Source organism: Acinetobacter sp. ANC_7553 (genome assembly GCF_056779895.1).
This window is the reverse complement of the sequence record NZ_JBWYIV010000017.1, coordinates 23984-36940: the sequence shown is the minus strand read 5'-3', so window position 1 is coordinate 36940 and position 12957 is coordinate 23984. Positions and strand designations below refer to the sequence as shown.

The following is a 12957-nucleotide window of genomic DNA, read 5'->3' as shown; positions in this document are numbered from 1 at the left end:
GACTAAAACACTTTTAATCATGTACTATGCGGCAGAATATGCCGCATTGCAAGAATAGAATTTAAACAGATTTAGCTTTGTAATAAGCGCATTAAATTTTTGTAATCTTCATTAAAGATAGGATCTTCAGCACACAAACTCTGCACTTTTTCACAGGCATGCATGACTGTACTGTGATCACGACCACCAAATGCCATGCCAATTTCAGGAAAACTGTCACCCGTTAATTCTCTCGCAAGCCCCATTGCTAATTGACGTGGTCGAGCATAAATACGAGTTCGTTTAGGTCCAACCAACTCTTTCAATGGGATACGAAAATATTCACTGACTACACGCTGAATATTTTCGGTGCTAATAGTACGAGCACGAATCGCAAGAACATCTTTCAGTGATTCTCGCACCACATCTAAGTCGATTGGTGTCCCTTTAAAACGAGAAATCGCGACGACTTTATTTAATGCACCTTCAAGTTCACGTACGTTTGCCACAACCTGCTGTGCAATAAAGAGCGCACAGTTACGAGGCAAATCGATACCATTACTTTCAGCTTTTTTTAGTAAAATCTCAATTCGAGTTTCAATATCAGGCGGTTCTACACCTACCGATAACCCCCATGAAAAGCGAGATACCAAACGAGGATCTAACTCGGTCAACTCTTTAGGATAGCGATCTGAGGTTAAAATAATTTGTTTAGATTCATCTAATAAGGCATTAAACGTGTAAAAAAACTCAACCAAGCTGGCTTCTTTACCTGCAAGTAAATGAATATCATCAACTAAAAGTAAGTCTAATGAACGGCAATTCTTTTTAAATTCTTCGACTTTACCTTGTTGAAGTGAGCTCACAAAATCCTGAACAAAACTTTCAGCAGTCATGTACATCACACGAGCATTTGGTTTAGCTTGTAATAAAGCATTACCCACTGCTTGCATCAAATGTGTTTTACCTAAACCGGTCGGACCGTACAAAAATAACGGGTTATGTTGAGGTTCGCCTAACTGAGTTAATACTTTACGGCAGGTTTCTGCCGCCATCTGATTTGAACGCCCTTCGACGAACAATGCAAAATTAAACAGCGGATTTAATAATCGTTTTTTTGATGTTTTTGCATTTTGCTGGTCATTGCTTTCTTTTTTTGCTCTGACTACAGGTGCTGCTGCTGAAGACTCAAGCGCTGCAGTTGTTGTCGCTGGTTGCTCTGAAGCAGATAAAATCGCGCCTGGTCGTGAGTCGACTAAAATTTCAACTTTACAAACACGTCCTTCAGACATTTGTTCTGCAAGAATGCTAATTAATTCTAAATGATGTTCTTGAATATAGCGTGTCCAGTAAGGATTAGGTGCATAAAGCTTTAAAACACCATCTACCTCTTCGGCAACCAATGGACGTATCCACATTGCAAAGACATTATCTGAGAGCTCTTGTCGCAAGCGATTTAAGCAGTCTGTCCACAGCATGTGAAACCCCTCATTCCATTTAAATTTAAAAACAACCCCATGAGATTGGGGAGGCAATCATACCCAAGTTATCCACATATGTCATGAGTAATTTTGAACTTTAACCACAAATAATCAAATTTAAAAGTCTAAATTTAAATTTAAAACAGGGTGTGGATAAGGTTTTCCACAAACTGTGGATAAATAAAAACAACAACTTATCCACAATCTATAAAAAATATGAAAACATAGTTATCAACAACCTAAGTATATATATTTTAAAAAAAATAATGCCTTATCCATAGAAAATCACAACCCTAATAATAATAAATTTAAATTTATAAATTTGAATTTATTTAATAAGATTCGGTTTTCTGTGGATAATCGTTCTTTGTATTTAAATTTAAATTCAAATTTAAAATTAGCCTTGATTAAATTTCATCTTGTGTATAAGTTTATGGATATTTCTGTGGTTAACTTAAATACTATAATAAAAACATATATTTATTTTGTGTATAAATAGATTATTTAACAAATTTGTATCTTTCTCAGACTCAAGCAACTTTCATCAAAAGTGTTACACAATACTGTTTAATATTGACAGAACAAACAATGCACAATACAATCGCGAACCTTTATAGAACACCAACTTTGGAGTTTCGATATGAAACGTACTTTCCAACCATCTGAATTAAAGCGTAAACGCGTTCATGGTTTCCGTGCTCGTATGGCGACTAAAGCTGGCCGTCAAGTATTAGCTCGTCGTCGTGCAAAAGGTCGTCACAGCTTAACTGTTTAATACCAGTTTAGTTTATCGACGATTTGGGTGTTATGACACTTTATAGTTTCAGTCCAGAGGTGAGAATCCGCTGTGCTGCAGATTACAAAGGTGTATTTGATGGTGCGCTTTTTAAAGTGCATCAACCCCATTTCTTATTTTTGGCTACACCAACTAAACAGCCTAAAAGCCGTTTAGGTATTGTTGTTGCTAAAAAGAAAGTGCGCCGTGCACATGAAAGAAATCGAATAAAACGTATTGCTCGCGAAAGTTTTCGCTTAAATCAGCAAGATATAGATTTATTGGATATTGTGGTCATGCCTAAGGTAGGTATTGAGTCGATTCCGAATGCTGAATTGCATAAGCAATTACAATTTGCATGGCAGAAGCTACAGCGTCTTGTAAAAAAACATCATAAAATATCAGTTCCCTCTCCTCAAAGTTAGAGGTGGCCAATGGTCCGTATATTGCATTGGTTGATTCGTTTCTATCAAATTGCGATTAGTCCGCTCCTTGGACCTCGTTGCCGTTATTTCCCAACTTGTTCTCAATACTCGTTAGAAGCTATTCATATACATGGCCCGATTAAAGGTGTCTGGTATGCAACGCGACGGATTTGTCGTTGCCATCCGTGGGGTGGAAGTGGATATGATCCTGTTCCCAAAAAAGCAATTCGTTTTATTTCATTTCAGCAAATAGATTCTCAAATGACTCACGTTACTGTACCCTTGCGTGAGCGTTTATTGAACCAAAAATCACTCTAACCAATTGGGGTAATCGATATGCAACAATGGGCCAGGTTTGCAATTCTCGGGGCCATGTTTGTCACCGCATATTTGCTTATTCTTGCTTGGCAAAAAGACTATGGTCAAACTGAAACAACTGCTGCGACAGCACCTGCTGCCGTCGTTGCCCAAGATGTTTCTGCTGATCTGCCAACGAGCCAAACGACAGCGGGTTCAACTGATATACCGCAAGCAAATATTGCAGCTGAACAACAAGACACAACTACACCTGCAACAGCAAATCAACAATTAGTTGCTGTTCAAACTGATTTATATCATCTTTGGATTAACCCTAAAGGTGGGGACATTGTCCGTGTTGAACTACTCAATCATGATAAAAGTAAAAATAGTGAACAACCGTTCGTTATGCTTGAAAATGATGAGAAACGTACTTATGTCGCTCAATCAGGTTTAATTGGTTTAAATGGACCTGACAGTAGCCGTAGTGGACGTCCAACATTTGAGTTTGAAAAGTCGACTTATACTTTAGCTGATGCTCAAGCAACCACCAATAAAGATGGTGAAGCTGAGAAAGTGTTAAAAGTACCAATGGTATTAAAAACGGCTGATGGTGTTGAAATCATCAAAACGTTCACTTTCCAAGAAGGTGCATATCCAGTTAACGTAAGTTATCAAGTGATTAACCGTAGTCAGCAAAACTGGCAAGGTCAAATGTTTGGTCAGATCAAACGTGACAACTCTGAAGATCCAGGTAAAACTGATCAAGGAATCTTTACGCTGGGCACTTATTTAGGTGGTGCTTGGGGTACACCTGATGAGCACTATAACAAATTAAAATTTGATAATTTTAATGAAGAAAAGTTAAGTGTTGAGGCTCAAGGTGGTTGGGTTGCAATGGTTCAGCATTACTTTGTAAGTGCTTGGGTGCCTGGTAACTTCGGTAACCAGCCGTATTCTGCAAAAATGGAGTCACGTAAATCTGCTGATGGTATGAATATCATTGGCTTTACTTCGCCTACCATTAATGTACCAGCTGGCAAAACAATGACTGTTGATGCAACATTCTACTCAGGTCCAAAAATTCAATCTGAATTGAAAGACTTGGCAACTGGTTTAAATCAAACGGTTGATTATGGTTGGTTATGGCCAATTGCGAAATTGCTATTCTTAGGTTTGCAATTCTTCCATGGCATTGTTGGAAACTGGGGTTGGTCAATTATTCTATTGACAATTCTTGTGAAACTTATTCTTTGGCCTCTTTCATCTAAGAGCTATCGCTCTATGGCAAAAATGCGTGTGATTGCACCAGAAATGCAACGCATGAAAGAAGAGTTCGGCGAAGACCGTATGCGTTTCTCACAAGAAATGATGGCACTTTATAAGCGTGAACAAGTCAATCCATTATCTGGTTGTTTACCTTTACTTCTTCAAATGCCAATTTTCTTGGCTTTGTATTGGGTGCTCATGGAGTCTGTTGAGTTACGCCACGCTCCTTGGTTAGGTTGGATTCAAGATTTATCTGCAATGGACCCATGGTTTATCCTACCATTGTTGATGGGTGTGACGATGTATGTTCAACAAATGTTGAACCCACAGCCGACAGATCCAATGCAAGCAAAAGTCTTTAAGTTTATGCCGATTATTTTCACGGTATTCTTATTGTTCTTCCCTGCTGGACTTGTGCTTTACTGGATTGTCAACAACTTGATCACGATTCTTCAGCAAGGTCTGATTAATAAGAGTGTTGAGAAAGCTCGCTTAGCAAAAGAAGATACAGCATCTACGAACTAAGTTTTGTTAGTAGCTGAATCGATCCGCTTAAGGTGATATCCTTAGGCGGATTTTTTTTGCCTTGCTTTGAGATCATTTCAATGACGAACCTACAACATCAAACCACTATTGCTGCGATTGCAACACCGCCAGGTCGTGGAGGTGTAGGTGTAATTCGACTGTCTGGTCCTAAGGCATATGCCATAGCAGAGGCTTTAACTGGTAAGGCACTCGGTCCTGCTCGTTATGCTGCATTTCGTCAATTTCTTGATGCGAATGGGCAAGTCATGGATGAGGGTTTGGTCATTTGTTTTCCAAATCCGAATTCTTTTACGGGTGAAGATGTAGTTGAGTTACAAGGTCATGGTGGACCGGTGATTCAAAATACATTATTGGGCCGACTGTTAGAGTTAGGCGCAATTGCAGCAAAAGCGGGTGAGTTTTCAATGCGCGCTTTTGAAAATGGAAAAATGGATTTAGTCCAAGCCGAATCAATTGCTGATTTAATTGATGCTACTTCACAAGCAGCTGCTCGTTCTGCAGTACGTTCATTGCAAGGCGCATTTTCGGCCAAAGTAAATACAGTATTAGAAAAACTCATTCACTTACGATTACATGTTGAGGCGGCGATTGATTTTCCTGAAGAGGAAATTGATTTTCTTGCAGATGGAAAAATTTTAGCGTTATTGGAAGATGTGCAAGCATCAGTGGGTGCAGTACAACAATCAGCACGCCAAGGTCAACTTCTGCGTGAAGGTTTACAAGTGGTGATTGCAGGGAAACCCAATGCAGGTAAATCGAGTTTATTGAATGCATTGGCTGGTGTTGAGCGCGCGATTGTAACGGACATTGCAGGTACAACGCGTGATGTACTACATGAGAAAATAAGCCTAAATGGTTTGCCAATTACCCTGACGGATACAGCAGGGCTGCGTGAAACGGGAGATATTGTTGAGAAGGAAGGTATTCGTCGAGCGATTAAAGAAATAGAAAATGCTGATCTCCTACTCTTGGTTTACGATTTGAGTCAAGGTGAAGATCCGATGCATTTGGCAGATACTTACTTTGCTAATTATATCGATCCTAAACGCTTAATTTTAATCGCTAACAAATGTGATTTAGTAGATAGTGAAGCTAAAGTTGCTGATCTCCAAGGCTTTAGACACATTACGGTCTCAGCCAAGCAAGAAATGGGTGTTCAATCGCTTGTAGATGCGATTACAGCACATGCAGGCTTTCAGCCTGAAGAAGATACCTTTATTGCAAGAACACGCCACCTAGACGCAATGAAGCGCACTCAATCTTATCTTGCGGAAGCTCGTGAACAACTTGTTGTTTACCATGCAGGAGAGCTTGTCGCAGAATCGTTACGTCTCGCACAGAATGCATTAGGTGAAATTACTGGTGATTTTAGTGCGGATGATTTACTCGGAAAAATCTTTGGCTCTTTCTGTATCGGAAAGTAATTTCAATTTAAGCCTATATTCCAGTAAATTCTAATAAGTTCCAATGATAATTAAATAGCATTAAGTTTTAATAGCTTAGTGCTTTTTTATGCCTTTTTATTGTTCCAATATGTTCTATACGTTCATCTAGTGCTATGATTTTTTTAGTCACCTACTAGCTACGTGACAATAAAACCTTATTTTTATGCCTGAGTGACTAGAATCATGCCAAAGATAAACGGCCTGTTTTTCTCTACTGATAGAGAGATTCAAAACCTTAAACCACAGGACAAGCGATATTCAGTTAAAGACAAGCTGAATAATGGGCTGTTTATTGAGGTTAAGGAATCAGGCGTTAAGTCGTGGCACTATCGTTATTCACTGGCAGGCAAGCAAGAACGGCTTGTTATAGGTCGCTATCCTGATCTATCTCTTAAAGATGCTAGACAGATCAGAGATGAATCCGCCTCATTGGTGGCTAAAGGTATTTCACCTAAACAAGATAAGGCAAAACCTAAAGGCATTTTGTTTAAGGACTACGGCGAACGCTATTTAAAAGAAGTCATTAAAAAAGACCGTAAAGACCCTTACAACATGGTTTTATGCCTGAGCAATGATATTTATCCAATGATGGGCCACATCCCATTAGATCAGGTCAGTATTGAAGATATACGCCGTACAATATGGCGTAAAAAAGAACAGGGATATGATGCAGCAGCTAACCAAGTCAGAGGCTTGTTAAAGCGCATGTTTGATTATGCAATGACTTTGGGCCTTGTACCTTATAACCCTGTTTTGGCTATCCCATCACGGCACGTACACAAGGCAAAACCTAGAGATAGATATTTAAGTACAAATGAAATCCGCATCTATTACACCACCTTACTAAATTCGAGAATCTATAGACCTAGAAAGCTGGGTCTTTTGTTGTCATTGCTTACATTGGTTAGAAAGTCAGAGCTATTGAGGGCTAAATGGGAGCATATCGACTTTGATAGTCGTATATGGCTTATCCCTGAAACAAAGGCAGACAGCACGACAGGCCATAGCCGTGAAATGGTCGTTTATATGTCGGATCAGGTGATGGAGATATTTAAGGAGCTCAAAGCGATTGCAGGCAATGAGCCTTTTGTATTTGTAGGTAGAAAGTCGGGTACTCATATCAGCCATAATGCTTTTAATACGGCGCAAAAGGCAGCACTGGCATTAACAGACTTACCACCGTTTACCGTGCATGACTTGAGAAGAACGGCCAGCACTCATTTAAACGAGCAAGGCTTTAATAGTGATGCAATCGAGGCTTGTTTAAACCATACGGCCAAAGGTGTAAGGGGTGTATATAACAAAGCCAAGTATGAAAAAGAACGTACAGAGATGATGCAGAAATGGAGTAATCATATTTTTAGCGTGATTTATGAACCGAATTTGATCTTTTTTAATCAGGCTAAAGGCGCTTAATTGTATCTAATTGTATCTAATTGTAAATTGCTGAATATTTTAAATTATTGAGAAATAGTGAGCAATGATGAGAAATAATTATAAAAGGTTATAAATGGTTATAAATGGCTATCGTTTTTATGGCCTTAAAAAGGTCGGTAAACAGCAGGTTGATGGTGCTTCACGACAACAATTAACGCACTTGTTGGGTAAAGAGGTAGCCATTTAAGCATAACTCTTTTAAAGTAAAACATAGAAATCTAATACATTCATTAAGAAGCATTTATGTCTAATGAGTGTAGGAAAGAAAGAAAAAGGTCAAACACGCCAATGCTTGACCCTTTTCATGGAACAGATGGCTTTAGTAACGCCAATTACTAAACGCCATTAATTTTTAACCGCCGTCTGGCAGGACACAAAACTAAGGAATCTTAGAAATGTAAAACGATTAAAAACTAAGTTTTTGTACTTTGATCAACAATGATAAACATTGATGAACGCTTTTATAGTAGTTCAAACATGACATAAGTCAACATTTTGTTTACGAATGGAAGCGCTTGTTGTTAGTCATTGGACTTAATTGAATAGGTATATATTGCTATATCTAATTAATAAAACTTAGTTTTTTTATAAAAATTACATTCCTATTTCTATTTTGTGTCTAGGCATTTCCACTATTGGAGAATGTTTAGATGACTACATCTAAAAAGCAACAAAACGAAACTATCCGTTTAATCCGCCGTAAAGAAGTGCAGGCAAAAACTGGCTTAGGTGCATCGTCAATTTACGCAATGATGCAACAAGGCACGTTCCCGAAAGCAGTCAATATTTCCGAACGCCGTGTCGCTTGGATTGAATCTGATGTAGACCAGTGGATTAATGAACGCATAGCAAGCCACAAAGCAGCCATTGCAACGATGGAGGCTTGAGCTATGGAGTTCACGCTACAAGATGCAATTAGCATCACCCAGCAGGCACAAAGAAAACTTGAGCAGATCAGCCATGAAGTAAACGGCGAGCAGATAAAAAACCTTTTTATTGATGTGTCCGACTTCACTTGCTTGGCCCTTGATTACTTCACAGATGAAGATAAAACCGAAGCCAATGCAAGACAGATCGAACAGGCTATCGACCTACTCGACCATGTTTCTATCCGAGCATCCGAATTAGGTGCAGAGGTATTTTCTAAGCCTTATTCAATTGATGACTACCTAAAAGCCGAGGCCAGCAAGCTAAATACCTTTTTACGCTTGGCACTGGAAACCTTGAGTATTACAGACCCAGCCGATCTATACGCCTATGCCCTTGCTTCATATTGTCCGACTGGCGAAGCGGATCAGGAAGCAGATTTAATCGTAAATGATGAAGCTATGAAGTTTTTAGAGGTTAAAGGCTTTAACGGAACGATTAAAGAGCTACTCAGTGAACATGCTGACATGGTGAAGAAATCAGGCGTTAAGGACGTTCTGATAATCCACATCGGAACGATTCACAAGTTGACCGATGCACTGTCAGGAATGGGAGCATAAGAACATGAACAACACCCAATTAAAACAAGTCCTAGCACACCTCAAGCAAGGCAAGACCATTTCACAGGCTGAGGCTATCGACCTTTTCAACTGCTACCGCCTGAGCGCAATTATTCAGCGTTTACGCAATGCAGGCTATGACATTGTGACCCATAACGAGCGCAATAAGTCAGGCATTGGCAGACATGCACGGTATGAGCTTGTTAAAGAGGTGGCAGCATGAACCCATCTATTTTTAATTTCAATGAACAAGGCGTTCGTGTTGTCTTGAGCAATACCAACGAGCCTTTATTTTGTTTGACTGACGTATGTAATGTCCTGTCGGTAAGCAGAACATCACGCTTATTACGTGAATTAGATTCAAAGGGTATGGCAGATTGCCACATCCTTACAAATGGCGGTACTCAAAAGCTCAAGTTCATTAATGAGCCTAACCTTTATCGCATTATTTTTCGATCTAATAAAAAAGAAGCGTTGAATTTCCAAAACTGGGTATTTGCTGAGGTATTGCCGAGCATCCGCAAGACTGGGAGTTATGTAGCACGGCAGACAGCCTATGAAGAACTGAACCGCCTATGTATGCAGGAAAAAGTATCTAAGGATAAAGGTACATTTCATAGCCTGGGTATGCACCGCCGTAAACATGAAAAGCATTTAAACGCCGTCCGCATTGAAACATGCAAAGCTAATTTACAGCTAACTTTTGAGGGGGTAGGCCATGAATAAACATGTAAACCCTGAATTTTTCAAAGCCTTTGACCATTACAAAGCAATGCTTGAGCAGTATGGGGAACACCACCCCATCACTGAGCAGGCCCTTATTTTGACAATGCACTACACGCCTGAGCATATCAAAGCAGAGATGCACCAAAAGGCAAAAGAGTTGAACCTATTGCCACCGCCAAGCGGTTACACGGATGACGGCGAACCTATGTACCAGTTAGAGGACATTGCAAAGCATTTCGGCATTAGCTTTGAAGAAGCAGAACAGCGTTTATTGCAGATGATGGATAACCGCCAGCAAGTCGGATTATCAAATGACGGCGTTTTGATTAATTCAAATATCCATATCAACCGTGTGCAGTGAGGCCAATAATGAAAAATGAATCATTAGAAAGTGCGGTTAATGTTGTTGAGGGGGCAGTCACAATGCTTGATTATGACCACCCCAAAGAACTAATAACACCCGAAGCCATTTTAAACGAATGTACGCAGCTTGTATCGTTTAATGATGCTTATTCATCACATCCATTAATACAGCGTTTTGGCAGTCCTGAGCAGCCGATCTATGTTGATGATGGTAATGTGGATATAAACGGCGTTACTTATGAAAAGCCTTTGATTGTGCCTGTCTATGATGGGCAAATGGAGCTTGTTCAATGTGCTGTCATGCAAGATGGGCAGCGTGTGGCTGTCATGCCTGATGGATTGGCTAGAGGTTTTGCAAGGTATGGCGATTTTGACCATGCCCAACCTGTCATTATCACGTACAGCCTAGAGGCATTCTTTAAAGTCGCACAGACTGGCTACGCCGTTGTATTGGTCGTATTGCCTACCCTATGCAGCAACCATAAAACAGAACTAAAGCCGTTTGATTTTGAACAAATACAGTTCGTTATTAATCAGCTATCACAGGCAGGCTATAAGCAGCTTTATTTACCTGTCAGAATTGAGCAAATGCACCTTGAGCCATTTAAAAAGCTGGAGCAAAACACGGCAGTTAGGCTGCTATGCCAGTATTTAAAAATTGGTGTAAGTGAATTTCAGATCGAATTGACCCAGCATGAAAGCGTAAGTGAGGTGCTGGCATTTATTGATGAAGCGATAGAGGCTTTACCAGTAAAAAGTATTTTACCCAAAGGCCACCTGGCTAAACCGATGAAATGGGAAAACGGACATTTCCACATCACAGAGGCAGGCTTATATTTTGTTGAGGAAGATAAGAACGGCATAAGCCAAAAGCGTTTTATTTCAAGCCCTGTATTGGTTGTTGCTAAGACTAGAGATGATTCTAGTAATAACTGGGGTGTATTGCTCAAGTGGAAGGATGACAACGAGGTAGAACACACACAGGCCCTATCTATGGAGCTATTCCAGACGGACGGCGCAGACCTACGCAAAGCATTGTCTTATCAGGGTGTAATGATTGCACCTGACCAACGAGCAAGAAACCTTTTTCAATGCTATTTAATGAGTTATCAAACAGGTCAATATGCCTTATGTGTGGATCGGGTCGGCTGGCATGATGACGTATTTGTACTACCTCATAAGCAGATCGGACAAAGCAGCAGTGATTTAATTGTTTATCAGGCTAACAATGCCCTAGATAACCGCTATCAAAGCAAAGGCACACTAGAGCAATGGCGAAGTAATGTAGCGCAATTGGCAGAGAATCATAGCTTATTGGCTTTTTCATTGTGTACGGCCTTTGCTGGGCAATTGCTAGACCCTCTTAACCAACAAGGCGGTGGTTTTCATATCAAAGGCGGTTCATCCAAAGGGAAAAGCACAGCCTTAAACCTTGCGAGTTCCGTGTGGGGCAATCCAAAGCAATTTTATAGAACATGGAGAGCCACAGGAAACGCCTTAGAGAATACAGCCTATATGCACAATGATGGTTTTTTAGTGCTGGATGAAATCGGAGAGATAGCGAACCCCAAAGAGCTAGGCAATGTCGTTTATATGCTTGCCAATGGTTTAGGTAAAGGTCGAATGACCAAGCAAATTACAGCAAAACCTATGCACCAGTGGAAAGTTATTTTTCTATCCAGTGGCGAAAAAAGCCTTAAAGACATTATGACCGAGCAAGGCCAAAAGACTAAGCTGGGACAAGAAATACGCTTGGCTGATATTGATATAGATCAGTCTGAGTACGGTATTTTTGACAGTATAGACTTTGCAGAGGATGCACCAAAACAAGCGATTGAACTGAGTAAACGAATGGCAGACTGCTACGGCGTGGCTGGCATTGCATGGCTTGAGTATCTGACCAGCAACAAAGGCGAGCGCATGGACGAAGCTAGAGAGCTTTTAGACCAGTATCGCCAAGTCTTAACCGTGAACCAGTCGCAAGGGCATATTGTCCGAGTGGCTAATTACTTTGCATTGGTGGCAACGGCTGGAGAGCTGGCAACAAAGGCCAATATTACAGGCTGGAAAACAGGCACAGCATTTAACGCCGTACAAAAGGTATTTAATCAATGGCTGGGCAGTTTTGAGCAGGTCGGAGATTATGAGAATCGGGAAATTGTGACCCATGTTAAAGCATTCTTTGAGGCGAATGAATCAAGCCGTTTTGAAGCCATTACACCCGATCCTGATCATATCGAGCGTATCAATAACCGTGTCGGCTACTGGAAGATAGAGAACGGCGAAAAGATATTTTATGTATTGCCTGAGCAGTTTAAAAATGAAGTCTGCAAAGGTTATGACAGTCGCAAAGCAGCAAGGGCCTTACTAGCTTACAACCTACTTGAGCATGACACAGGCAAGACCAGCAAGACAGCAAGAATCCCATCACGGAAAAATGCAGTGAAGGTTTACGCCGTCAAAGAGGCTATTTTTAGCTGGGAATAGTAAAAAACGAAGGTAACAGAGGTAACACAGGTAACAACCGCATGAATAAAGGCTTACAGGCGTTACCTATTGAAAATGGTAACAGGTAACAGAGGTAACAAGTTCTAAATTTTCCCTCATTTGTTACCCATGTTACCCATCGTTACCCAAGTAAAAAAATATAGGTAACACCCTGAAACGCTGTCATAGCAAGGATGTTACCCATGTTACCTACGTTACCCATGAAAAATAGACATTCTG

The 12957-nt window shown here is 40.3% G+C and carries 12 protein-coding genes and 1 pseudogene; 12 read left to right on the top strand and 1 reads right to left on the bottom strand.

Annotated features, from left to right (window positions below; translation table 11 throughout):
* Window positions 1-71: 71 nt before the first annotated feature.
* On the bottom strand, window positions 72-1457 hold the full coding sequence (dnaA, locus tag AC1M9I_RS12885; protein WP_481611137.1) for a chromosomal replication initiator protein DnaA: 1386 nt from the start codon (window positions 1455-1457) through the stop codon (window positions 72-74).
* Between the two features lie 643 nt (window positions 1458-2100).
* On the opposite strand from dnaA, the gene rpmH reads away from it, so the two are divergent.
* The 12 genes and pseudogenes from rpmH (at window position 2101) to AC1M9I_RS12825 (ending at window position 12717) form a co-directional block, all read left to right on the top strand.
* Window positions 2101-2235: a 50S ribosomal protein L34 gene (rpmH, locus tag AC1M9I_RS12880; RefSeq protein WP_000831329.1), complete on the top strand. Its 135-nt coding sequence runs from the start codon at window positions 2101-2103 to the stop codon at window positions 2233-2235.
* A gap of 32 nt (window positions 2236-2267) precedes the next feature.
* Entirely contained in the window at window positions 2268-2660 is a 393-nt protein-coding gene (rnpA, locus tag AC1M9I_RS12875; RefSeq protein ID WP_035268604.1) for a ribonuclease P protein component, read from the top strand.
* Between the two features lie 9 nt (window positions 2661-2669).
* Window positions 2670-2991: pseudogene (gene yidD / locus AC1M9I_RS12870) on the top strand (membrane protein insertion efficiency factor YidD).
* A 5-nt stretch (window positions 2992-2996) separates the two neighbouring features.
* The gene (gene yidC, locus AC1M9I_RS12865; protein ID WP_481593989.1) at window positions 2997-4751 is read left to right on the top strand and encodes a membrane protein insertase YidC; all 1755 of its coding nucleotides are present in this window, start codon (window positions 2997-2999) and stop codon (window positions 4749-4751) included.
* Between the two features lie 80 nt (window positions 4752-4831).
* Window positions 4832-6196 carry a tRNA uridine-5-carboxymethylaminomethyl(34) synthesis GTPase MnmE gene (mnmE, locus tag AC1M9I_RS12860; RefSeq protein WP_481590912.1) on the top strand — a complete coding sequence of 455 codons (1365 nt, stop codon included), beginning with the start codon at window positions 4832-4834 and terminating at the stop codon, window positions 6194-6196.
* A gap of 204 nt (window positions 6197-6400) precedes the next feature.
* Window positions 6401-7633, top strand: a complete 1233-nt coding sequence (locus AC1M9I_RS12855; RefSeq protein ID WP_481611136.1) for a tyrosine-type recombinase/integrase — start codon at window positions 6401-6403, stop codon at window positions 7631-7633.
* A gap of 671 nt (window positions 7634-8304) precedes the next feature.
* Entirely contained in the window at window positions 8305-8541 is a 237-nt protein-coding gene (locus AC1M9I_RS12850; RefSeq protein ID WP_180028817.1) for a helix-turn-helix transcriptional regulator, read from the top strand.
* Between the two features lie 3 nt (window positions 8542-8544).
* The gene (locus tag AC1M9I_RS12845) at window positions 8545-9141 is read left to right on the top strand and encodes a hypothetical protein (RefSeq protein WP_481611135.1); all 597 of its coding nucleotides are present in this window, start codon (window positions 8545-8547) and stop codon (window positions 9139-9141) included.
* Window positions 9142-9145: 4 nt separating this feature from the next.
* Window positions 9146-9364 (top strand): helix-turn-helix domain-containing protein, encoded by a 219-nt coding sequence (locus AC1M9I_RS12840; RefSeq protein WP_151862552.1) that lies wholly within the window; start codon window positions 9146-9148, stop codon window positions 9362-9364.
* Window positions 9361-9867 carry a BRO-N domain-containing protein gene (locus AC1M9I_RS12835; RefSeq protein WP_180028815.1) on the top strand — a complete coding sequence of 169 codons (507 nt, stop codon included), beginning with the start codon at window positions 9361-9363 and terminating at the stop codon, window positions 9865-9867. The genes AC1M9I_RS12840 and AC1M9I_RS12835 overlap by 4 nt, the downstream gene beginning before the upstream one ends.
* Window positions 9860-10228 (top strand): hypothetical protein, encoded by a 369-nt coding sequence (locus tag AC1M9I_RS12830; RefSeq protein ID WP_180028814.1) that lies wholly within the window; start codon window positions 9860-9862, stop codon window positions 10226-10228. Before AC1M9I_RS12835 ends, AC1M9I_RS12830 begins: the two co-directional genes overlap by 8 nt.
* A 62-nt stretch (window positions 10229-10290) precedes the next feature.
* Window positions 10291-12717 carry a DUF927 domain-containing protein gene (locus AC1M9I_RS12825; protein WP_481611138.1) on the top strand — a complete coding sequence of 809 codons (2427 nt, stop codon included), beginning with the start codon at window positions 10291-10293 and terminating at the stop codon, window positions 12715-12717.
* Window positions 12718-12957 lie beyond the last annotated feature (240 nt).